This is a genomic window from Tissierella pigra, assembly GCF_018917845.1.
GTDB classification, from domain to species: Bacteria; Bacillota; Clostridia; order Tissierellales; family Tissierellaceae; genus Tissierella; species Tissierella pigra.
Genome location: NZ_JAHLPJ010000001.1, coordinates 2,582,782 through 2,606,767 on the forward strand (window position 1 = coordinate 2,582,782; position 23,986 = coordinate 2,606,767).

General features: G+C 33.8%; 13 protein-coding genes and 3 rRNA genes. All 16 read right to left on the minus strand.

The genetic code is table 11. From position 1 onward, the window contains the following. Nucleotides 1–2,382, minus strand: a complete 2,382-nt coding sequence (locus tag KQI41_RS12665; RefSeq protein WP_216585442.1) for a M28 family peptidase — start codon at nt 2,380–2,382, stop codon at nt 1–3. A 160-nt stretch (nt 2,383–2,542) separates the two neighbouring features. Continuing rightward, nucleotides 2,543–3,535: a lipoate--protein ligase gene (gene lplA / locus KQI41_RS12670; RefSeq protein ID WP_154441575.1), complete on the minus strand. Its 993-nt coding sequence runs from the start codon at nt 3,533–3,535 to the stop codon at nt 2,543–2,545. 25 nt (nt 3,536–3,560) lie between these two features. Next, nucleotides 3,561–5,192, minus strand: a complete 1,632-nt coding sequence (locus tag KQI41_RS12675) for an MBL fold metallo-hydrolase RNA specificity domain-containing protein (protein WP_154441577.1) — start codon at nt 5,190–5,192, stop codon at nt 3,561–3,563. A 31-nt stretch (nt 5,193–5,223) separates the two neighbouring features. After that, nucleotides 5,224–6,408, minus strand: a complete 1,185-nt coding sequence (locus KQI41_RS12680; RefSeq protein ID WP_154441579.1) for an NAD(P)/FAD-dependent oxidoreductase — start codon at nt 6,406–6,408, stop codon at nt 5,224–5,226. A gap of 125 nt (nt 6,409–6,533) precedes the next feature. Next, nucleotides 6,534–6,650: ribosomal RNA gene (gene rrf / locus KQI41_RS12685) — 5S ribosomal RNA — on the minus strand. A 112-nt stretch (nt 6,651–6,762) separates the two neighbouring features. Beyond that, nucleotides 6,763–9,656 (minus strand): 23S ribosomal RNA (locus KQI41_RS12690). Nucleotides 9,657–9,887: 231 nt separating this feature from the next. Then, a 16S ribosomal RNA gene (locus tag KQI41_RS12695) occupies nt 9,888–11,417 on the minus strand. The 16S, 23S and 5S rRNA genes sit together here, the layout of an rRNA operon. A 377-nt stretch (nt 11,418–11,794) precedes the next feature. Continuing rightward, nucleotides 11,795–14,251: an ABC transporter substrate-binding protein gene (locus tag KQI41_RS12700; RefSeq protein ID WP_216585443.1), complete on the minus strand. Its 2,457-nt coding sequence runs from the start codon at nt 14,249–14,251 to the stop codon at nt 11,795–11,797. A gap of 144 nt (nt 14,252–14,395) precedes the next feature. Further along, nucleotides 14,396–15,868: a protein adenylyltransferase SelO gene (locus tag KQI41_RS12705; protein ID WP_154442559.1), complete on the minus strand. Its 1,473-nt coding sequence runs from the start codon at nt 15,866–15,868 to the stop codon at nt 14,396–14,398. Nucleotides 15,869–16,114: 246 nt separating this feature from the next. Then, entirely contained in the window at nt 16,115–17,455 is a 1,341-nt protein-coding gene (locus KQI41_RS12710; RefSeq protein WP_154442557.1) for an amidohydrolase, read from the minus strand. A gap of 3 nt (nt 17,456–17,458) precedes the next feature. After that, nucleotides 17,459–18,583 carry a M20/M25/M40 family metallo-hydrolase gene (locus tag KQI41_RS12715; RefSeq protein ID WP_154442555.1) on the minus strand — a complete coding sequence of 375 codons (1,125 nt, stop codon included), beginning with the start codon at nt 18,581–18,583 and terminating at the stop codon, nt 17,459–17,461. A 34-nt stretch (nt 18,584–18,617) separates the two neighbouring features. Beyond that, a complete protein-coding gene (locus KQI41_RS12720) occupies nt 18,618–19,286 on the minus strand; it encodes a hypothetical protein (protein WP_154442553.1) in 669 nt (222 codons plus the stop codon). A 17-nt stretch (nt 19,287–19,303) separates the two neighbouring features. After that, nucleotides 19,304–20,005 (minus strand): DUF5058 family protein, encoded by a 702-nt coding sequence (locus KQI41_RS12725; protein WP_154442551.1) that lies wholly within the window; start codon nt 20,003–20,005, stop codon nt 19,304–19,306. 102 nt (nt 20,006–20,107) lie between these two features. Continuing rightward, complete coding sequence (locus KQI41_RS12730) at nt 20,108–21,364, minus strand: hypothetical protein (RefSeq protein ID WP_154442549.1); 1,257 nt, start codon at nt 21,362–21,364, stop codon at nt 20,108–20,110. A 209-nt stretch (nt 21,365–21,573) separates the two neighbouring features. Beyond that, nucleotides 21,574–22,815, minus strand: coding sequence for an aminopeptidase P family protein (locus tag KQI41_RS12735; protein ID WP_154442547.1), 1,242 nt, complete (start codon nt 22,813–22,815; stop codon nt 21,574–21,576). Nucleotides 22,816–22,977: 162 nt separating this feature from the next. Further along, nucleotides 22,978–23,967 (minus strand): ABC transporter substrate-binding protein, encoded by a 990-nt coding sequence (locus KQI41_RS12740; protein WP_412034784.1) that lies wholly within the window; start codon nt 23,965–23,967, stop codon nt 22,978–22,980. Between the last annotated feature and the right edge of the window lie 19 nt (nt 23,968–23,986).

Below are 23,986 nucleotides of genomic sequence, written 5' to 3' on the forward strand. Positions count from 1 at the left end.
CTATTTAAAATTCTCATTTATAGTTATTAAATCTATGAAGTATTGTCCCATATTTATTAACTGTTTTTTATTAATACTCTCTACAGTATCTTTATCTGAGTCAATATATCTACTATAAGGAGAATCTGCTGATAACTTTAGAGATAGATTACTACCTATATTATAATATGAAGATGAGCTTGAATTTTTAAATTCATAGTCTATTTTTTTCTTTTTTAGCCATTTGGATATATTGTTCATCATATCATAAGTCTCCACCTGAAATGCCGAAGGAGAATCAAAGGCAATATTGATTTTTTCTTCATTAGTTGCTAGTCCTATATCAAAATAATATATCTTATAAAAGTTCTGTGTAAATATTCTATTGTGGTTATAATACCTGCTTCCAGAATTAAAAGAAGAATTTCCATCCCAAAAAGCAAAGACTATGGTTTTATCAAGTTTTTCTTCCATCTGTGATAGTACCCTAGCAATTTCTAAATTTATCGCAATATTAGATGCCCTCATGGCAGATATTCTTTCTTCAAATACCCCTACTCCATCATAAGATGATCCAACTATGATTATATCTTTTTTATTATTACTTGAATCCTCCTTGTCCCAATTCTTCCCTGGTAAAACAGCAAAAATATTTCTTCCTTCATGAGCAGGTTTAGCAGGAGTCTTAGTTTTTATTTCAACTTCACAAATATCTGATTTTAGTTTTTCAGCTAATTCGCCCTTAGGAATTATATTATAATTCTTTCCACTATATACAGGCATTTGATTTGGAAGTTCATCAACTCCTTCTAAAGTAACAAAATTAATATCTGGTGTTGAACCATAATACCAAAGTGAATCTCTTATAATTTCATCGTAATTATCCTTTGATTTTACAGATATTATTTTTTTTATATCATCAGAAAGTTTCACTTCTTTCAGCCTTTCTCCTGGTGCTGATATTCCTTTTAATGTAATAAAATCATCATCTTCAAAGATTACATTTTCATCAAAATCAAAACAAAAAGAAACGAAAAGAAAATCCTTTCCTATTTCATAGTGACTAATGTTTCCATCACTAGTAGTTAGTTGTATATTTGCTTGCTCCATAATTAATCTAACACCTGAATCTCCCATGGGAAATAATTGGGTGTAGTTTTCTCCATCATAAGGCTCAAGACCATATTCCTTTAATTTATTTATTATGTATTCCCCTGCTAAATAATTACCCTCAGAACCGGTTAATCTACCTTCGTACTCTGGTTTTATTAACTCTTCTAAATGCTCTATGGCTAAATCCGCTTTAAACTCATATAAACTTTTTGGTGGTGGCATTAGAATGTAAGTCAGTACTAAAATAATACATAGAGTTTTTATAATTGCAGGTTTATAATATTCTTTAAATCTATGTAATTGCTGGAAATATATCTTAGGGGAAAAAATAAATCCAAATCGTCTTATAGTTGATGCAACCCTTGATGTTCTCTTTTCAAATTCTATTCTTAGGCCCTCTCCTGTTAAGTTAAATGCCAATACTCCCACTGCAAAAGCAAGGGCTGGATATAATCCTATCCAATATCTACCTATTCTATTATTAATTACAATTCTAGACAGCATTGCACCCCATTCTGGATTCACACCATATTCTATAGGAGTAGCACCTTCAAATTTAATAAGTTTAGCCCTTGGTCCTACAAATACTCCCAATATACTTAGTTGAGCCAATAGAAAAACAACTAAACCTACTTCTATGAAAACAATACTTATAAGGGAAGGTACTAAATGGGGTACCATATTTTGAATAGCAATTTGTGTTATACTTTTACCTATTGCTATTTCACCTTCAATAAATTCCTCTTTCATGATTTTACTTGCTTTTTCTTCCACCTGTTTAGCTAACTTTCCCCATCCTAGAAATGTTAGTATTATGGTAAATGTAATGATGGATTTATCCAAGGGTTGTTTAGTAAAATAATCAATATTAAAAACAAAAAAACTTATGAGTAAAATAGGAATTGCTGTAAATGTAGTGTTAAAAAATCTAATAATTGTTGAAGCTAATTTACTCCCAATACCTGCCATAATTCCAATAGGTAAAGCTACTAAAACTCTAAATAGAACAATTAATAAAGCTGTTTTTAGTGTTATACTTGCTCCATAGACTATACGGGTATAAATATCTCTACCAAATTCATCTGTACCCATTATATTATCTTCATTAGGCCTCCATGGGGGCATGTCTACCTTGCTTACTTCCTTTCCATTCTCTACTATAGTATAAGTTCTAATATTGCTTTCATAATTAGGATCCTTGTCTGTAAACTTTTCAGGAAATAAAGATATAAGGAATAATATAATCAATAAAATTATCCCAAGATATAATGGAAAATTAATTTTTTTCAAACTATCACCTCTTTTTTTTAGTTTATTTGCTATATTATAGCATGAATTTTACAACTATTCCAATTATTGTAAGAAAAGTTTCTATTAAATTATTAAAAATATAGATAATCTTAAAACTCATAAAAAATCCCTAAATACTTTTAAGCATTTAGGGATTTTTTTATTGAAACATAAGATTTATAAATTCTTCCTCAGAAATATTTCCAAAATATTTTTGCAGAGGTTGATCTTTTATTACATTTTGTACTTCTTTTTTATCATATCTTACTTTATTTAATTTATCTTCAAGTAGTTTCACATCTTCTGTACCGAAAAAATCACCATAGATTTTAATTTCCTCTATGAGTCCATTTACTACATTAAATCTAATATCAATACTTCCAAATGGAAATCTTTTATAATTTTTATAATTGGATTTTGGTGATTCTCCATAGTTCCATTCCCAAGTTGAATACTTTTCTTCAAATAGTTTTTGGATATTATCTAAGTCTTCTTGGGATAGTTTATATTCTTCTGGTTCTAAGCCTTCCATTGCAAATATATTTTTTAGTAATACATCTCTAAATTTAAATATATCTATATCTTCTTCCAAATAAGGTTTTATATTAGTAACTCTGCTTTTTACTGATTTTACCCCTTTAGATTCGATTTTATCTTGTTTTACATTTAAGGCTTTTGACAATACATCTAATTCTGTATCAAATAATAGTGTCCCATGGTTTAAAACCCTTTGTTTCCATACTGATTGAGCAATACCTGAGAATTTTTTCTCATCTATAGTTATATCATTTCTACCAGATAATTCACAGTTAATACCTAATTTTTCTAAGGATTTAACTATCGGTATATTATACTTTTTAAAATCAATTTTTTCAGCACCAGTAGACATACTGATTATACTGAAATTAAGATTCCCAAGATCATGATATACAGCCCCTCCACCAGTTACTCTTCTAACTACCTTTATACCATTTTCATCTACATAATCTTGGTTTACTTCTTCTATTGTATTTTGATTCTTCCCTACAATAATAGCAGGTCCATTTATCCAAAGAATTACATAGTCTTCCTTTAAATCTAAACTTTTAAAACAATATTCCTCAAAAGCTAAATTATATCTTGGATCATTTGAATTGTTCACTAAATATTTCATATATTCCTCCTGCGGTATATAATTTTTATTTTCCTATAATAATATTTAACTCCATTAATGTATGTTGTAAATCTATTAATTGATTTTTAATTTCATCATAATTAGTGGCTAATACTTTAGAGTCTAATAACCTTCCTGATTTGTCTATTAGTGCCTCAAATTGATTATATGCTGTTTTAAACTCATTTTCAATATCCTCTCTTAACATAATAGGGGTTAATTCTATTCCTTTAGTTAATTCAACATCATTTTTAGCTATATTAAAGCTATCTCCAATATTAGGAATTATAGTTTCTATTCTATATAGATGTTTAATAAGGTTTGAAAGAGCTACAGATGCTTCTTCTTCACCATGAACAATAAATATTTTTTTTGGTTTAATCTTAAAATTATTTAGCCAATCAAGTAATATCTTTTGATCTGCATGACCTGAAAATCCTTCCAAATCATAAATCTCAGCTTTTACATCAATTTCCTCTCCAAGTATCTTTACTTTTTTCTTACCATCTAAAAGTATTCTTCCCAGTGTTCCTTGAGCTTGATAGCCCACAAAAACTAAACTATTTCTATTATCCCATAGATTATGTTTTAAATGATGCCTTACTCTTCCTGCTGTAGCCATTCCACTTGAAGATATTATAACTTTGGGAAATTCAAATTTATTTAATGCCATGGACTCCTCTTGAGTTTTTATATATCTTAGATTTTTAAATTCAAAAGGGTTATCTCCACGTAATATAAGTTCTCTTGCCTCTTCATTAAAACTGCTTGAATTCCTCTTAAAAGCTTCTGTAGTTTCCACTGCCATAGGACTATCAACATAAATAGGAATTTTCATATATTCTTCCACTTCAGAATTGTATTCATAATATTTATTTAGTTGGTATATAAGTTCTTGGGTTCTTCCCACTGCAAAAGAAGGAATAATAACAGTACCTCCTCTTAATACAGTTTTATTAATTATATCTATTAAATTTTGAGTACTTTCACTATAGCTCGCATGAATTTTATTCCCATAGGTAGATTCTATAACTAAGTAGTCTGCCTCATCTATATAATCAGGATTATTTATAATAGGTCTATTTGGCATTCCTAAGTCTCCTGAAAATACCACCTTTACTTCCTCATTAGCTTCCTTTATCCATAATTCTAATATTGCAGATCCTAATATATGCCCAGCATCTTTAAATCTAATTTGAATATTATCATTGATCTTTATTCTTTGGTCTATAAAATAGGGTTCAAAATACTTTAGACTATTTTCTGCATCTTTCATAGTATACAAAGGTTCTATAGGTTTTTTTCCTGCTCTTTGTCTTTTCCTATTTTCCCATTCTATATCTGATTCTTGTATCTTTGCACTATCTCTTAACATTATCTTACACAAATCATAAGTTGCATTTGTAGCAATTATTCTACCTCTAAAACCTTCCTTTACTAGCTTAGGAATCCTTCCACTATGATCTATATGAGCATGAGTCAAAATTAAAAAGTCTATATCAGCTGGATTGTATGGAAAGTCATCATAATTTAGTCTTTCCATTTCCTCATTTCCTTGAAACATCCCACAATCAACTAGTATATTATATCGTTCAGTTTTTACAAGATAGTTAGAACCTGTAACCATTTTTGCTGCACCAAAGAATTGAATATCCATAATTATACCTCCAATTTTATGGTATTAGAAACTAAATAAATCTATTATCTCTTTTAATATATTCATCTATTTCCATATTTGCTATTACTGCATTTCTGAGAGCATTTATTTCTTTTAAATCTCCAAATAAAATTACTCCAATAATCTTTTTATCTTTAGTAAATATCTTATGATATATATCCTTTTCTTCATCTTTATATACATATACTTTATCAAAATCATTTATAACTCCTGCAGAAAAAAGCTTTATATCTCCTATTTGCAAAGTTGTAAATATCTTAGGTTGATTATATTTTAAATCTTTGTCTGTCATATTTGCGCCTGCTATTTTACCTTGTTCATTTCCAGCAGTCCATAACCCAAGTACCATACCATCTATTTCAACTACATCTCCTGCAGCGTAAATATTGTCTATATTAGTTTTTAAATCCTTCCCTACTTTTATACCTTTATCATACTCTATATTAGTATCTCTAACTATATCTAGATTTGGTCTAATTCCTGAAGACACTACAATAGCATGGGACTCAATTTCCCTTCCATCTTTTAACCTTATTCCATCAACCTTTCCTTCACCAAGGATTTCTTCTGCTTGAGAATCAAGATATAATTTGAATCCATTATCTAACAATTTCTTCTCTAATTTATCAGCTATTTCTTTATCTAATTGCCTAGGCAATAAATAGGGAGCAAATTCAATTATATTTACTTCCTTTCCTAATTGTTTTAATGACCATGCTGCCTCAAGACCTAGAAGTCCACCACCTATTACTGATACATCTCTTAAAGGTTTTAAATATTCCTTCATTTCATATAAATCTTTTATTGTTCTTAAAGCAAATACACCTTCTTTATATTTTCCATTTATAGGTGGTATGAATGGTCTGCTGCCTGTTGCTATAAGTAGCTTTTCATAGCTTATTTCTTGACCATCATCTAATCTTATTTTATTGTTTTCTATATCTATATTTTCTATAATCTTACTAAGAATAACTTCTATATTTTTTTCCTTATACCAGGAATCTTTACTAACTAGTAATTCTTCATCAATGAAATCTTTAGCAATATATTCTGTAAGTTTTACTCTATAATAAGTATTCATTCCTTCACTACTAACCATTGTAATAGTACTATCTAAATCATTATTTCTTATTTCCTTCGCAGCTGCAAGTCCTGCTATTCCATTGCCAATAATCAAATATTTTACACTTTTCATTATTACTTACACCCCTTTTTTATAAGTTACCTTAATATTTATTACCCAGTTTGTAAGAATATAAGCATAAAAAAAAGAAAGCCCTACTACGACCAACGTAATAGAGCCTTCTATATATATATGTAGCCTGGCAACTTCCTACTCTCCCAGGTCGTTTCCAACCAAGTACCATCGGCGTTAAGATGCTTAACTTCTGTGTTCGGTATGGGTACAGGTGTGTCCATCTTGCTATCGTCACCAGACGAAAACTATTAAATACAATATACACAGTTTCGTAACTCAAATCTATTAGATTTGGTACTCATTGCGTTTGACCTACATCAACTCAACAAAGTTTCATTGTGTTAGGTCATAAAGGTCAAGTCCTCGACTTATTAGTATCTCTTAGCTTAAAGTATTACTACTCTTACACCTGAGACCTATCTACCAAGTGGTCTTCTTGGAGTCTTATCTTTAAAAGTGGGAAATCTTATCTTGAGGGGGGCTTCGTGCTTAGATGCCTTCAGCACTTATCCCTTCCAGACTTAGCTACTCAGCCGTGCCATTGGCATGACAACTGATACACCAGCGGTCTGTCCATCCCGGTCCTCTCGTACTAAGGACAGCTCCTCTCAAATTTCCTACGCCCACGACGGATAGGGACCGAACTGTCTCACGACGTTCTGAACCCAGCTCGCGTGCCTCTTTAATGGGCGAACAGCCCAACCCTTGGGACCTACTCCAGCCCCAGGATGAGACGAGCCGACATCGAGGTGCCAAACCTCCCCGTCGATGTGGACTCTTGGGGGAGATAAGCCTGTTATCCCCGGGGTAGCTTTTATCCGTTGAGCGATGGCCCTTCCACTCGGAACCACCGGATCACTAAGTCCAACTTTCGTTTCTGCTCCACTTGTTGGTGTCACAGTTAAGCTCCCTTTTGCCTTTACACTCTTCGCACGATTTCCGACCGTGCTGAGGGAACCTTTGAGCGCCTCCGTTACTCTTTAGGAGGCGACCGCCCCAGTCAAACTGCCCAACTGACAGTGTCCCTATACCAGATCATGGTACCAGGTTAGAATTTCAGCATTACAAGAGTGGTATCCCAAGGTTGACTCCACCAAAGCTGGCGCCCTGGCTTCAAAGCCTCCCACCTATCCTGTACATGCAATGCCAAAATCCAATGTCAGCCTGCAGTAAAGCTCCACGGGGTCTTTCCGTCCTGTCGCGGGTAATACGCATCTTCACGTATACTACAATTTCACCGGATCCATTGTTGAGACAGTGCCCAAATCGTTACACCTTTCGTGCGGGTCGGAACTTACCCGACAAGGAATTTCGCTACCTTAGGACCGTTATAGTTACGGCCGCCGTTTACTGGGGCTTAAGTTCTAAGCTTCGGTTTCCCTAACTCTTCCCCTTAACCTTCCAGCACCGGGCAGGTGTCAGCACCTATACTTCGTCTTTCGACTTAGCAGATACTTGTGTTTTTGGTAAACAGTCGCTTGGGCCTATTCACTGCGGCCAGGTTTCCCTGGCACCCCTTCTCCCTAAGTTACGGGGCTATTTTGCCGAGTTCCTTAACAATGGTTCTTCCGCTCGTCTTAGGATTCTCTCCTCGCCTACCTGTGTCGGTTTGCGGTACGGGTAGTTACTTACTCGATAGAAGCTTTTCTTGGCAGTGTGGAGTCAGCTACTTCTCTACTTGTTTTTCGATCCCCATCACTTCTCAGGATTGTTGAAACGGATTTGCCTATCTCAACTCCCTAAAAGCTTGGACGTGCTCAACCAACGGCACGCTTAGCTTATCCTCCTGCGTCACTCCATCTCTCAAACGCTTGTAACTAGTACAGGAATTTCAACCTGTTGTCCATCGCCTACGCTTTTCAGCCTCAGCTTAGGTCCCGACTTACCCTGAGTGGACGAACCTTCCTCAGGAAACCTTAGGCTTTCGACGGGTGAGATTCTCACTCACCTCTCGCTACTTATGCCAGCATTCTCTCTTGTGTGCAGTCCAGCACTCCTTTCGGTATACCTTCTACCCACACACAATGCTCCTCTACCGATTCTTTCGAATCCCACAGCTTCGGTACCAGATTTAAGCCCCGGAAATCTTCGGCGCAAGGTCTCTCGACCAGTGAGCTATTACGCACTCTTTAAATGTATGGCTGCTTCTAAGCCAACATCCTGGTTGTCTGTGAAACCTCACATCCTTTACCACTTAATCTGGATTTAGGGACCTTAGCTGGTGATCTGGGCTCTTTCCCTTTCGACTATGAAGCTTATCCCACATAGTCTGACTCCCAAGGGTATGATTATGGCATTCGGAGTTTGATAGGTTTTGGTAACGCTATGCGCCCCTAGACCATTCAGTGCTCTACCTCCATTTCACTCTTCCTTGAGGCTAGCCCTAAAGCTATTTCGAGGAGAACCAGCTATCTCCGAGTTCGATTGGCTTTTCACCCCTATCCACAGGTCATCCCATAGCTTTTAAACGCTAACGGGTTCGAGCCTCCATTGAATTTTACTTCAACTTCACTCTGCCCATGGATAGGTCACCCGGTTTCGGGTCTATGGCAGGGAACTATTTCGCCCTATTAAGACTTGGTTTCCCTACGGCTCCTGACCTTAAGTCATTAACCTTGCTCACTACCATAACTCGCTGGCCCGTTCTACAAAAAGTACGTGGTTACACTAATAATGTGCTTCCACTGCTTGTAGGCGTAGGGTTTCAGATTCTATTTCACTCCCCTTCCGGGGTTCTTTTCACCTTTCCCTCACGGTACTATTCTCTATCGGTCACCAAGGAGTATTTAGCCTTGGGAGGTGGTCCTCCCTACTTCCCACTGGATTTCTCGTGTCCCGTGGTACTCTGGATACCAGCTGGTAAACTCATCTTTCATATACCGGACTATCACCGTCTTTGGTGGGATTTTCCAATCCTCTTCTATTAGATTCATTATTCCGTTATGCTGGTCCTTAACCCCAGATAAATCTGGTTTGGGCTGTTTCCCGTTCGCTCGCCGCTACTTAGGAAATCGATTTTTCTTTCTTCTCCTCAGGGTACTTAGATGTTTCAGTTCCCCTGGTCTTCCTTCATACACCTATGTATTCAGTGTATGATACTTGAGGGTTGCTCAAGTAGGTTTCCCCATTCGGAAATCTCCGGATCAATGTCTATTTGCGACTCCCCGAAGCATATCGGTGCTTATCCCGTCCTTCATCGGCTCTTGGTGCCAAGGCATTCGCCCTACGCCCTTAATAACTTGACCTTAATTACTTATTTATATTGCATTCTTTAGTTTTCAATGTTCAGTGTAAACCTAAACAAAATCAGTGTGATTACTTTGTATCCTTCCATCAACTTGCTTTGCCAATTTAGTAGTCATCGCAGTTTCGCAACTCAAATTTATTCACTCCCATTCGGTCGTGTAAATTTGGTGCTCATTGCGTTTGACCTACATCAACTCGCTCCGCTCATTGTGTTAGGTCATAATCCTTAGAAAGGAGGTGATCCAGCCGCACCTTCCGATACGGCTACCTTGTTACGACTTCACCCTAGTTATTGACCCTACCTTCGACAGCTGCCTCCAAAGGTTAGCTCACTGGCTTCGGGTATTGCCAACTCCCATGGTGTGACGGGCGGTGTGTACAAGACCCGGGAACGCATTCACCGCGACATTCTGATTCACGATTACTAGCAACTCCGACTTCATGTAGGCGAGTTGCAGCCTACAATCCGAACTGGGATCGGCTTTAAGAGATTTGCTCCTTATCACTAAGTCGCTGCTCGCTGTACCGACCATTGTAGCACGTGTGTAGCCCAGGACATAAAGGGCATGATGATTTGACGTCATCCCCACCTTCCTCCGATTTGTCATCGGCAGTCCCTCTAGAGTGCTCAACTTAATGGTAGCAACTAAAGGCAAGGGTTGCGCTCGTTGCGGGACTTAACCCAACATCTCACGACACGAGCTGACGACAACCATGCACCACCTGTGTCCCCTGTACCCGAAGGTAAAGTCCTATCTCTAGGACGGTCAGGGGCATGTCAAGCCCTGGTAAGGTTCTTCGCGTTGCTTCGAATTAAACCACATGCTCCGCTGCTTGTGCGGGTCCCCGTCAATTCCTTTGAGTTTCATACTTGCGTACGTACTCCCCAGGCGGAGTGCTTAATGCGTTAGCTGCGGCACCGAGGTTTGACCCCCAACACCTAGCACTCATCGTTTACGGCGTGGACTACCAGGGTATCTAATCCTGTTCGCTCCCCACGCTTTCGTGCCTCAGCGTCAGTATAAGTCCAGAAAGTCGCCTTCGCCACTGGTATTCCTCCTAATATCTACGCATTTCACCGCTACACTAGGAATTCCACTTTCCTCTCCTTAACTCAAGCCTTTCAGTTTCAAATGCTTACCACGGTTGAGCCGTGATCTTTCACATCTGACTTAAATGGCCGCCTACGCACCCTTTACGCCCAATAAATCCGGACAACGCTTGCCCCCTACGTATTACCGCGGCTGCTGGCACGTAGTTAGCCGGGGCTTCCTCCTTGGGTACCGTCATTATCGTCCCCAAGGACAGAACTTTACGACCCGAAAGCCTTCATCGTTCACGCGGCGTCGCTGCATCAGAGTTTCCTCCATTGTGCAATATTCCCCACTGCTGCCTCCCGTAGGAGTCTGGACCGTGTCTCAGTTCCAGTGTGGCCGTTCACCCTCTCAGGCCGGCTACCCATCGCGGTCTTGGTGAGCCATTACCTCACCAACTAACTAATGGGACGCGAGACCATCTTTCACCGCTTTACGCTTTGACTTAAAAGTCATGCGACTCTTAAGTATCATAAGGTATTAATCCCAGTTTCCCGAGGCTATCCCTTTGTGAAAGGCAGGTTTCTCACGCGTTACTCACCCGTCCGCCGCTAAGATAATCAAAGTTTCATTCCGAAGAAATCTGCTTTGAAAACTTCGCTCGACTTGCATGTGTTAGGCACGCCGCCAGCGTTCGTCCTGAGCCAGGATCAAACTCTCATTTAAAAGTCTGATTAGCTCAAATTTGCTGACTGTTTTTCATGTGTTACTTTTTATAATTCAAAGTTTCTCACACTGTTTAGTTTTCTAGGTTCATCGCAGTTTCACAACTCAAATTTATTTACTCGCTACGCTCGTATAAATTTGGTGTTCATTGCGTTTGACCTACATCAACTCGCTACGCTCATTGTGTTAGGTCATAATGTTTCCTCTCTCGAGGGAACTTTCTTATAATAACATTTTTGTTTATTACTGTCAACGGTTTTTTATAAGTTTTTTATTTTATTTCAAAACTTAATTTCCCATCAACTTTCCAGCCATTTTTGACTGGATATTTAGTATACCATGTTTTTTTATGATTTGCAAATGCTTTTTATAAAATATTATTCTTTTATTATATTATCATATTTTATCATTGCTAAAGGAGAAAGATTAACATTTGTTATTCTCTCTTGTGTACAAATTCCATTATATGGATGATAAAGAGGTATACATGGTACATCTTCTGATATTATTCTCTGTATCTCTTTATAGATTTCCATCCTTCTTATAGGATTAGATGTTTGCTTTGCTATTTTTAATAATCTCATAAGTTCTTCACTTTCATACCCACTAAGATTAGAGACACTGTTAGTTGCAAATAAAGGCTCTATAAAAGATGATGGTTCAATTGCATCTGCATACCAACCATATAGATATACATCATATCCTTTATATATGTTAGCTGAATTGGCATGTTCCTTATCTGATACTTGATGATACTTACATGTAATTCCAATTGCTTTTAAATCTTCTTCTATAAATCTTAAAGCACCATGAATATTTTGTCCACAGAGTATATTAAGCGGTTTACTTAAATCTACATTTTGACTTTTTAGAATTTGCCTTGCCTTTTCTGGATTATAATTGTATCCACTTATATGGTCAGATGGCACTAGTTTAGATGGAATCATACACTTGGCTTCTGATGCAAAGCCCCCTGTCATTTCATCTACTACTCTTTTCTTATTTATTGCATAGTGAATGGCTTCTCTCACTTTCTTACTTGTATACTGAGAATCTGTATTTTTTATTTTGAATCCTAAATAAAACGTAGCTAGTAGTTCCTCAGTTTTAAGATTTTTATAGTATTTAGTTTCCTTTATCTCATCTAGTTCCCGTTTACCTTGTACTACATAAAAATCATATTTATTATTTATAAAGTTTCCAAGAGCATTTTTGTCTCCACTTACTATTTCTACAATATCACAATATGGTTTCCCTCCTATATATTCTTCGAAGGCTACTAATCTATATAAATCATTATTAGCACTCTCTAATCTATAAGGTCCACATCCAACGAGATTCCCCTTTTCCAATTCCATAGGATCCATTACTGCACAACATATCTGAGATAAAAACATTAAAAAACCACTAAAAGGTGTAGCCAACTTAATCGCTAATTGATTTTCTCCTATTATTCTAATGCCACTTACTTCATTTGAGATATTCTCCATATATTCCTTTGCACCATCTATATAATCTATGAACCAAGTATTTGGAGATTTTAAGTTTGGTGAAAGTACTCTTTCCAAACAATATTTTATATCTTCGGCACGAATTATTTTTCCATTGTGAAATTTTGCATTATTTCTAAGGTTAAATATCCAAGTAAGATTATCATCTTCTACATACCAACTCTTAGCCAATGATGGTAATACATCTCCAGTATCACTAGTAGTTAATAATCCTGTATGTATATTCATAAGAAATCTCATATTTTCCATACTATTTACCATGGCTGGATCTAGTGTAAAAATAGGCTCAGAAAAATTGCTCCTTATTGTAACCATTTCTCCCTCTGAATTAATTGTTTCATCTACTAATTCTTTTGTAACTCCATTTAACAAATTAACAACTTGTTCAAGTGCAACTAAAGCTGCCTTTGTAAACTGCGTATTCAATAATGCACTTTCTACCATTGACATTGCTTTATCTGAGACATTTGACATTTCATCTGTTGAGGCTACTATGGATTCAAGACTATTAGTTTGAATGGATATTGCATTGTTTATTTCATTCATAGTCTCTATCATAGTTTGAATAGCTTTTTCTATCCTACTAAAAGATATATTGGATTCTTCTGCAATACTTGAACCTTCTTTAATTTTCTCATTGCTTTTTTCAATAGCTTCAATTGTGGTATTAACGCTTTTATTAATATTATTAATTATATTGGAAATATCATTTGCCGATGCTGTACTTCTTTCAGCCAATAGTTTAACTTCATTTGCTACTACAGCAAATCCTCTTCCAGCTTCTCCTGCTCTTGCTGCCTCTATGGCAGCATTTAAAGACAATAGGTCCGTTTGATCTGCTATACCCTTTATTACATCAAGTATATTATCTATTTGAGCTGTAGCCGTTTTAAGTTCATGAATCTCTATCATTACTGATGAAATGGATTTCTCAATTTCATTCATAGAGTCAATGGTATTATATACTGCTTTACTCCCCTCCTCTATTATTCCTAAAGTTTCTCTAGCTGTCTCATAAGATGTATTTGAACTTGCACTAAGCTCCTGTGCCATAGCTGAATAATTTCCTATTTCATTTACTACTTCAGAAATAGCCTTTACTTGTTCCTCTACTCTATTGGATATAACTTCAATTATATTTATTAAGCTTTCAGCTTGATTATTAGAATCCTTTATTCTAACGTTTAAATTGTACAATAAATTTTCTTCGTTCTTTTTAATTAAAGCTCGTTTATTCATTTCCTTTTCTTTTTGTTCGTTATATACTGTTGATTCTTCTTTAATCTGTAATTCTTCTGTTTTTCTTTTCCATAGTTTAATCATATCGACCTCCGTAAAATAAGACATCCTATGTAACATATTGTAACATATTGTCTATTTACGGCAATATATTTAAGAACTTTTTTTATAAATCGGACTTATTTACTATATAAAATGCTTTAAAAACAAGTACTTACTATATATTAATTAAGTTCCGCAGAAAGTTTTATAATTATTATTTGTGTTCTTAGATAAAACTGAATATGCTTCTTGTTCATAAGAATATTCATAGGGTTGTAAAAGAACCTTTAAAAGCTTTTTCATTACCTCATAATCTCCCTTCTCTGCTGCCCCAAGGGCTTCTTCAACACGATGGTTCCTTGGAATTATAGAAGGATTAGAGTTTTTCATTAGAGAATATGCCTGCTCTTTTGATTCACCTTGCCTCTTTAATCTATCTTGCCATTTAGCCTTCCATTTAGAAAATTCTTCAGTTTTAAACAAATCCATATCTTCTAAGCAATCTAGGGTCAATCCTCTGAAAGTATTTGTATAATCAGCTTTATTTTTTTCCATCATATTTAAAAGTTCTTCAATAATATCTTTATCTTCTAATTCCTCATTAAACATTCCAAGCTTACATCTCATTCCTTTAATCCACTCATCATAGTATAAACTACTAAACTCTGATATTAATTCTTGAGCTAAATCAACAGCTTTATTTTGATCTTTATGAAGTAAAGGTAGTAGTGTTTCTGCAAATCTTGCTAAATTCCAAGCTGCAATTTTAGGTTGATTTTCATAAGCATATCTTCCATGGACATCTATTGAACTAAATACAGTAGATGGGCTATAGGTATCCATAAATGCACAAGGACCATAATCAATAGTTTCTCCACTTATTGTCATATTGTCAGTATTCATAACACCATGAATAAAACCTACTAATTGCCATTTTGCAATAAGATATGCTTGACGCTTTATTACCTCTTGGAGTAGTAAAATATAAGGATTTTTCTCATCTTTAATATATGAAAAATGACGTTCTATTGTATAATCAGCCAATGACTTTAATTCATTATTTGTTCCCCATTTAGCAGCATATTCAAATGTACCTACTCTTATATGACTACTTGCAATACGAGTAAGAACCCCTCCTTTAAGCTGAGTTTCACGAATTATTTGTTCACCTGTTAATGTCACTGCTAAGCTTCGCGTTGTGGGAATTCCAAGCCCATTCATTCCTTCACTTATAATATATTCCCTAAGCATAGGCTGTATTGCTGCCTTACCATCTCCACCACGAGAATATGGAGTTCTACCTGCCCCCTTTAATTGAATATCATATCGTTGTCCTAATGGTGTAATTTGTTCACCAAGAAGTAAAGCTCTCCCATCTCCCAACATGGTAAAATATCCAAATTGATGTCCTGCATAAGCTTGTGCAATGGGCAGACTTCCATTTGGTATTTTATTACCCGATAGTATATTTACTCCATCAATGCCTTGTAGCTCTGCAATATCCAATCCTAACTTCCTTGCTAAATCATGGTTAAGGATAACTAATTTAGGTGATGATACGGAATTTGGAGTAATTTTTGAGAAAAATATCTCTGGGAGCCTAGCATAACTATTATCTAATTTCCAACTATCATTTATTAGTTTGTTTTTTTTAATCATAATAACTCCTTTTCGTTTTATACTTAATAAGTCTAATATACCCTTTAGTTTTTACCTTTGTTCATTTATTATACAATTCTATAAAAAACTCTAGAGAGATTCTGGAGTAAAAATTTGAATTTGATTTTTCAGGCATGAATAAAGGCTGTCCAATAGATAATAATTGGACAGCCTCCCTATAAAAGTATTTTTCTCTCATTTTCATAGATTTAATCTTATATAAAGCTTTTTAATTTATATACAAATCTATTTATCTAGAAATCTTTCTTTTATGATTCCATCATTTGAATCCATAAAATTTAAATATTCTTCTTTTGTCATAGCTGGAACAAAATCTTTAAGGATATTTTTAGCCTCTTTTGCACCATCAAATAATAAATCTACTATTGTTAAAGCCAATGACTTAGCAGGCTCTAAATAGATATACTCCTCATTAATTATACAGTAATCCTTAGAGTGAAGTTCTCCTTTTATTCCACCAAACATAGGATGTAGCGTGGGCATAATATGGGATACATCTCCTAAATCAAAGGATCCTGTAAAATCTCCACCTTTTATTATTTCATCTTCTTTTATTCCAAGATATAATAGATTCTTTAGAAGTATCTCTTCTATCTTTTCATGTTTTAAAATTGGCAAATACCCTGGTATCTCTTTAATCTCAATATCTGCACCTACAGCCATAGCTCCGGCAATCAATGATCTATTAACCTTTTTATTAGCATCTACCATGGCTTGTATAGTCCTTGCCCTTGTATATGATTCCATCTTAACATCAGCAGGTATTACATTTACAATATCCCCACCTTTAGTTATAATTGGATGAATTCTTACCTTATCGTTATCTTCAAAGGTTTCTTTCTGGGCATTGATATTGTTCATAGCCAGTAGTGCTGCATTAAGTGCATTTACTCCTTTATGGGGAGCATTTCCAGCGTGGGCTTCTCTACCTATAAATCTAATATCCTTTCCAATAAACCCATTAGATACAGGTCCTACTAATACCTTTTTATCCCCTGTGTCTAAAGCATGGAACATAAGGGAAATATCTACATCATCAAAGGTTCCATTTCTTATTAACTCTTGCTTTCCTCCGAAATATTTAATGATTCCTTTTTCCTTAAGTTTACTTCTATAATCTAATTCTATGAATTCTTCAGCTGGCGTTGCAATAAAATCAATCTTTCCATCTAATTCCTCATATACACCTGATTTTATAAGGCCAATTGCTACAGCTAACATTCCTGCAATTTGTATATTATGCCCACAGGTATGAGTTGCTCCTGAATCTAGTGCATCTTTATGATTGCCACAAACTATACCGTCTAACTCTCCCAAAACTGCAACTTTAGGTCCTGTTTTGTCTTTATTTATTTCAGCCTTGCAACCTGTATATGCAATATTTTCAACTACACCAATATTGAGTTCTTTTTTAAAAAAGTCTTTTACAAGCTTAGTAGTTTCAAATTCTTTAAATCCAAGTTCTGGATTATTATAAATTCTTCTGCCTATTTCAAGTATTAAATCTTTATTATCATCAATTGCTGAGATTACTCTAGATTTAATTATTTCCTTTTCAATGCCCATTTATTATTCATCCTTCTTTATATATCTTATAATGGCTTCTGTCGTTTTAAATAATTCAGCAATCTCTAAATACTCATCAACTGTATGAACTTTATTCATTCCAACTCCAATAATAATTGAATTAAATCCCTGTTCAGCAAATATATTACTATCTGAACCTCCTCCAATTATTTTAAGTTCAGAATTCACTCCCATTTCTTCATAAACCCTGACAAATTCTTTTGCAAATTTTAAGTCATCCTTTGGTTTTAACACTGGGTAATCACATTTGTAATTAATTTCATAGCTACCACCAAATCTTTCAACTGTTTCATCACATCTATTTTTATATGATTCAAGGATCTCTAATATTTTTTCTTCAGAATGACTTCTTACTTCTCCAGTCATTGTACATATATCTGGAACTACATTTGAAGGAAATTTAGAATCTATTGTGGAAATATTTGATGTTGTTAAATCATCTATTCTACCTGTATTCATATGTGTTAAAGTGTGTGCTGCCATGGCAATAGCATTTATTCCCTTTTCAGGTTCTATTCCAGCATGGGCGTTTCTACCTTTAAATCTAATCTCAAAATCATACTTACTTGGAGCGGAATGTGCAATAATACCAGCAGCCCCTGAATTATCCACTACAATCATATTCTTTGCAGGCATCATATCCTTTGGTACATTGCCCCAATCAAAATATTTTGCACCAAGCATACCAATCTCTTCACAAGGGGTTAATACTACATAAATATCCTTATGTGATATCTTTTCTTCTTTAATAGTTCTTATAACCTCTAGAATACTTGCTATTCCACCCTTATCATCCCCACCTAATGTAGTAGTTCCATTGGTTTTAATAATATTACCTTCTATTATTGGTTCTACATTTAAATTAGGCTCTATTACGTCCATATGGGCAGCAAGTGTTACTCCTTCTCCTTCTATATCTCCAGGAATTTTGGCTATAATTGAGGGAGAGTCACCACCATATTGTAAATATCCTTCATCTAGGTATATGTCTGCACCTAAACCTTCTAGTAAATTAACCATATATTTTGCAAATTCTCCTTCTTTTTTTGAAGGCGAATGAATCTTTAACATTTCTATAAAACTATTTATTAATCTTTCTTTATTCAAGTCTATTACCTCCCTTTTTCTAGTGAGTAACTATCTATTTTCCATCTATTTGCTTACTTAATTGTTTCTTAGCAAATGCAATAGTTGCAAATACTGATACTAAAGTAACGATAAATGAAGGTTGACCTGGAATAAAAGCTACAGCTTTTGTCATTATATAAGCAACAGCAATAGCAAAGATACCTGCCTTTGGTGATTTTATTGCAAATTGAGCAAATACTCCACCAAATAATGCTGGAATAATAAGAGATAGCATTGTTGTAAATGATTGCGGTAATGCAGACAATACACTTTGTCCAGCAAATACAGCTAATAATAAAAATATAATTCCAACCCATATAGAAACGCCTATTCCTATTGTTCCCATAATAGCTCCTTCATCAGTACCAGATTTATATCCTGAACCTTCTAAAGCTGATACTGCTGCTGGTATTCTCATATTTACTAAGTTTCCTGATAAGAATCCCATATAAAGCCCAGCTCTTCCTACTATAGGAAAATAGCTAATAGGTTCACTAAAATAAAAAGCTCCTGAAACTGAAATCTGAGAAATTGCTCCCGCAATAATTGCACCAATTCCTGGATTAAATCCAAATCCCCAAGTCATAACCGCTGGTGGAAGTATAGATACTATCAATCCAAGGATCATTGTAAATCTACCTATTTTTGTAACATCCTTAATATATTCATCATAGACATTCATTTATATTCCTCCAATAATTAAATAGTTATAGTTCCAATAATTGCTCCTCCAAACATGGCAATTGTTAGAGCCCATTCTTTTAACCAAGTAAATTTCTTTTCTCCCAATTTCAAGCAAATCATCATAATGATTAAACCTGCCACAGCTGAAATTGTTACATCTGGATTTGTTCTAAATTTTATATAATTTCCAACATTAAAATATGCAAAAGAACCAAGCATAGCACCTATACTAACTGCTGGTAATAATGCTTTTCTTCCACTTGTCAACAAATTATTTACCTTATCCATTCTATGGGCAAATAGATATACAAATATAATCCATCCAATTGAACCCAAAGCCATTGTCCATAAAGCATTCGTAAATACTACTGGAGTCATATTTGTTGAAAGTTCTGACCCTAGTGCCTGCGCTCCAAAGTTTGCCGCCATGGCCTCAAAGTTAGAACCACCTATTACACTTAATCTAAAAGCAGACATGGGAGAACCCATAGTAACTAATAATGCCAATAAACTTCCTACTACTCCAAGTGCTGGCCCAATACTACTAATTGCACTGGTTTTGATACCTTTTTTCATTCTAGAGTAATCCATTCCCATGTCTACCCCCGCCTTAATTGACTTTTTGATTATCAATATAGACTGAATTAGTACAACTGATATTCCTATTATGGATACAAGCCATATAATAGGATGATTTGCATAAACCATATGATTCATATTTACTCCTCCTTTTGTCTTTTAAGTTCGTGTCCTAAATACGTCCTTAATTACCTCGATTATATTATAAGCTTAAATAGTTGTCAATATTTTCTCTAATTATTATTTAGATAATTTCATCTTTATTTTACGGCGTGGTCTTCCAGGGCCTAAAGAATTTTCTAAGTTTGACTCCTCACCATATCCAGTATCTATTATTTTTTTCAAAATTCTATTTGCACTCCGTTCACTTATGGAAAGAATTTCTGCTAGCTCTTGACTAGTGAATTCATCTCTTCCTAGTTTATTAATTACACCATTTATCTTTTCAATATACTGAGAACTAATGCCAATTTCTTTAGATAATTGTATAGTTTTTTCATCTGATAGATTCTTATATTTAATTTGACCTTTACTCATAATTGGTCCTATTACATTTTGTCCATCATAAAAATATACATTACCTTGTTTTTCAGAAATACTCTTTCTTAAGGCATTTCTGGCATTTGTTTCAGACTGATAGAGAGTTAACCCTTCTCCAATTCCTACACCAATGATAATATTATTAAGTTTACAATTATTTATTATCCTAGATAAAGAGTTTATATTCTCTGAACTTAACAATGCTCCTTTATTAGATATAATAAGATATTCGTTTGGTTCTATGACCTGCATCATACCTTCTATCTCCTTAGAATAGATAAGTATTTCTTCCTGCAAAAGTTTATTTTCTTCTCCAACTACTTGAATGATTTGTATTTGAATCACACGCTCATGAATATTTTTAAATTTAATGCTATTTTCTAATTGAATAAATCTATTTTTAATATCAATATTTGTTGCTTGTATTCTATAAACAGGAATATCTTGAGTTTTAAAATAGTTATATATATATCCGAAAGATGTAAAAATACAGTCTATCTCCTTATTTTCATATTTTCCTAAATAGTATTTTATATAATCTTCTTCGCTTTTATTAGGTAAATATCTTTGAATATCATAGTCTTTAACCTCTATATTAAACTCATTAAATACATCGATTAAATCCTTTTCCTTAATTATATCCAAAGCTATCTTTAGATCTTTCGTATCTCCAAAATCACTACGGAATTCACATAATGCTTTAATGATACCTATTATACCTCTTTCTGTATACACAACTGGTTGTTCAAATTTTATCTTTGAAGATAGTTCAGAATAGACACCTATTCCAGTTAGAAAAATACCATCTATTGTAAGATCTATGTTTCTTGCCATATCAATAAGTTTTTTTATCTCATCTTCTGCGTATTTAACAAACTCTATATTTCTATGTTCTTTAGAAAGAACCCCATATATCTTTTCAACTGAATCTGAAGCCCCCATTATAGCAACTTTCATTATTTTTCTCCTCTTAAATTAATTTATTTATCATAAGCAAATAAAGTATATTACTTTTAACTCAATTTAATAATAAGTATAATGTCTTTTTATACAAATCATTCTAACATAAGTATAATAAAAGTACTAGTTATAGAAAAACAAGTTAAGAAAATTTTCTTAACTTGTTTTAAAATCCATCTATTTTTTACCTTTTACCTGTTACAGTATTATTTATTCATATAGGTCTCTATTTCCTCTACACTTTTTATAATATATTTAGATAAGTTTTCACATCCATCTTCCGTTATTAATAAATCATCTTCTATTCTTATTCCGATTCCCTCTTCTTCAATATAAAGTCCTGGTTCATTGGTTATAACCATACCTGGTTTAAGTTCAAGGTTATATTCTCCTACATCATGTGTATCTAGCCCTAGATAATGTGAAACACCATGGTAATAGTATTTTGATAGTTCTTCATCTTTCTTTATTAATCCTAATTCCTTGCATCCCTCAGCTAATACTTTTTTAGCAATTTCATTTAACTCCTTATATGGAAGTCCTGGTTTAGCTGCTTCTTCAACTGCTTTTTGAGCCTTTAATACAATATTATAAATATCTCTTTGTCTCTCTGTAAATTTACCATTTATAGGGAAAGTACGGCTTATATCTCCATTATAATATTTATATTGAGCTCCTAAATCAAAAAGAACTAAGTCTCCATCTTCTGATTTAGAATTATTATCTACATAGTGTAATATTGTAGCATTTTTTCCGCTGGCAGCAATTGTTGTAAAAGCTTTATCTTTTACTCCATTTTTTCTCAAGGTAAAATCAAAGTGTGCTTCAATTTCATATTCCATCATATTTGGCTTCATATTATCTAACATATTCATAATGCCTTCATTAGTTATTTCTATTGCTTTTCTAATTAACTGAATTTCTTCTTCTGATTTTATAGTTCTCAATTCAGCAATATCATAATAGATATTTTTTATACTTATATATGGATATTTTTCAGCCATAATCTTTGCAAAGGATTGTGCTTCTGTTATTGATGTACTAATTTCTTGTCTTTCCAAGTCTAAATATGTCTTTTCTATCTTATTTCTACTTAATACAGAACTCATAGTTCCTTCTAACTCATCTAAATATTTAATATTATCTATACCTGATATATCTTTTGCTTCCTCCTCAGAAATAACTGCCCCTACCCATTTTGCCATAATAGGGTCTTGTCTTTCTATAAATAGTGTTTCTGATATATTTCCATCAATATTACTTATAAATAAAATAACTTTATCACTATCTATACCAGTTAAGTAATAAAAATTTCTATTTGGTGTAAATTGATATAATTCATCAGCAGATTTATATGGTGCTCTATCTGCAAATAATAATAATATACTATTATTTTCTAACTTTTCTCCTAAATTCTTTCTATTTCTTGTGAAAAATTCTTTATTCATTTTATTAGCCTCCTTTTTATAAGCCATACCGATTTAATTAAATACCTTATATATTTAAGATAAACCTATCTTAATTTTTATACTATCAAAGGTTTCAACCTTTTACAATACAAAACACTGACTCTAAAATATTTTTTTCTAAAGTCAGTGTCTTATTATTTGTTAATCTTGTGAAGTTATTTCAGTCCAAATTCTATCATATTCAGTTATAATATCTGATGGGTCATGAAATATTTCCGTATTTTCTATTTCTTCATCAGCTGGATATGCCACCTTTGAATTTCTTATATCTTCAGGTAACATTTCTACTGCTTCAGGTATTGGCGTTGAGTACCCTATATAATCAGTATTTCTTGCTGCTATATCTGGTCTAGCCATAAAATTTATGAATTTTTCTGCACCTTCTTTATTTTTAGCAGACTTTGGTATTACCATGCTATCAAACCAAAGATTTGTCCCTTCCTTTGGTATTGCATATTCTAAATCAGGATTATCTCTTATCATAGCTACAGCATCTCCAGACCATACTACTGCAAAAGCCGCCTCTCCACTAACCATTGCTCCCTTTACTTCATCCCCTAAATAGGCATATACAAGTGGTTTTTGTATCAGAAGTTGTTCTTTAGCCTCTTCTAATTCTTTTATATTTCTTGTATTCATGGAATAATTTAATTTTTTTAGTGCTACTGCAAGAGTATCCCTTTGACTATTCAACATTATTATTTCATCTTTATACTTTTCATTCCATAGTATATTCCAACTATCTACTACATCATCTACTTTAGTCTTATTATAAATTATACCTACTGTACCCCACATATATGGCACAGAATAATCATTGTCTTTATCAAAATCTAAATTAAAGAACTTTTCATCTATGTTTTTTATATTAGGTATGTTATCTTTATTTAATTTAACTAATAAGTCTTCTCTTATCATTCTTTCAATCATATAATCAGACGGGAATATTACATCATAACTGGACCCGCCTTGTTTTAATTTTATATATAAATCTTCATTAGTCTCATACATACTATAATTTACTTTAATACCGTATTCTTCTTCAAAATCCTTTAAAACTGACTTATCTATATAGTCTCCCCAGTTATAGACATTGATAGTTTCTTTCTTCTCTCCACATCCAACAGTCATAATTACAATAATCAAAGAT

Bases quoted from the DNA above. Each gene is read 5' to 3' on its own strand.
- lplA (WP_154441575.1), bottom strand. From the start codon at position 3,535: ATGAAATATTTAGTGAACAATTCAAATGATCCAAGATATAATTTAGCT.
- KQI41_RS12680 (WP_154441579.1), bottom strand. From the start codon at position 6,408: ATGAAAAGTGTAAAATATTTGATTATTGGCAATGGAATAGCAGGACTT.
- KQI41_RS12705 (WP_154442559.1), bottom strand. From the start codon at position 15,868: ATGATTAAAAAAAACAAACTAATAAATGATAGTTGGAAATTAGATAAT.
- KQI41_RS12730 (WP_154442549.1), bottom strand. From the start codon at position 21,364: ATGAAAGTTGCTATAATGGGGGCTTCAGATTCAGTTGAAAAGATATAT.
- KQI41_RS12700 (WP_216585443.1), bottom strand. From the start codon at position 14,251: ATGATTAAACTATGGAAAAGAAAAACAGAAGAATTACAGATTAAAGAA.
- KQI41_RS12735 (WP_154442547.1), bottom strand. From the start codon at position 22,815: ATGAATAAAGAATTTTTCACAAGAAATAGAAAGAATTTAGGAGAAAAG.
- KQI41_RS12720 (WP_154442553.1), bottom strand. From the start codon at position 19,286: ATGAATGTCTATGATGAATATATTAAGGATGTTACAAAAATAGGTAGA.
- KQI41_RS12740 (WP_412034784.1), bottom strand. From the start codon at position 23,967: ATGACTGTTGGATGTGGAGAGAAGAAAGAAACTATCAATGTCTATAAC.
- KQI41_RS12675 (WP_154441577.1), bottom strand. From the start codon at position 5,192: ATGGATATTCAATTCTTTGGTGCAGCAAAAATGGTTACAGGTTCTAAC.
- KQI41_RS12710 (WP_154442557.1), bottom strand. From the start codon at position 17,455: ATGGGCATTGAAAAGGAAATAATTAAATCTAGAGTAATCTCAGCAATT.
- KQI41_RS12725 (WP_154442551.1), bottom strand. From the start codon at position 20,005: ATGAATCATATGGTTTATGCAAATCATCCTATTATATGGCTTGTATCC.